Origin of the sequence: Mesoflavibacter sp. CH_XMU1422-2, assembly GCF_037029245.1 — a bacterium.
GTDB lineage: Bacteria > Bacteroidota > Bacteroidia > Flavobacteriales > Flavobacteriaceae > Mesoflavibacter > Mesoflavibacter zeaxanthinifaciens.
In genome coordinates this window covers 1-628 of the sequence record NZ_JAYMEE010000071.1, presented here as the reverse complement: position 1 = coordinate 628, position 628 = coordinate 1, and the positions used below count along the sequence as shown (strand labels likewise).

General features: G+C 31.4%; 1 protein-coding gene. It reads right to left on the bottom strand.

The annotated features are described in order from the left end of the window. Positions 1-91 precede the first annotated feature (91 nt). Positions 92-523 (bottom strand): hypothetical protein, encoded by a 432-nt coding sequence (locus tag WA340_RS12655; RefSeq protein ID WP_336129349.1) that lies wholly within the window; start codon positions 521-523, stop codon positions 92-94. Positions 524-628: the final 105 nt, after the last annotated feature.

Genomic DNA, 628 nt, shown 5'->3' with positions numbered 1-628 from the left:
GCCTTACAATGGTGAACATAGAAGTACTCTAGCAATAAATAATTAATATTTTACTTGTTTATTGCCTCAGTTCTTTGTTGGCAAATCGTTTTTATCTTTTCTTGTGTTTTCCATTCTCAATTATACATCCACAATCAATTTCCGACATTGGCTTTATTCCACTCTTTTTTATTTTCCATTCAGTTAAACTCAAATCGGGATATACTGGAATTCCTATTCCAATAAAAGTTGAGTCAGATTTTATTATTGAATCTCGTTCAGATTGTAAATATTTTTTGGTGTATTCTCGGTCATTTTTAAATCTGATTTTTTTGTTAGCAACAGAGTAAGTTCCAGTTATTTCAGCTTGACAAGCACTAAGTCCGTATTTGTATTTAAAAGTTCCGTCTGCTTGTAATTCAATAATCGACCATCTTTCGAACTCATTGTCAACTGAGTAATAAGTTCCGACCAATTCAGTTTTTGTGTTTTGTCCAAATAAGACTAAAAATGTTATGGTCAATAATGAAAGAATGATTTTCATATGGTTCAGTTAAATGTTTGCCAACGTTAGCGTATAAATTTCAGTTGCGGAAAATCGGTACGATTTTCCGATTGAGCTGAAAGATAGAAAATTGCAATGAATTTC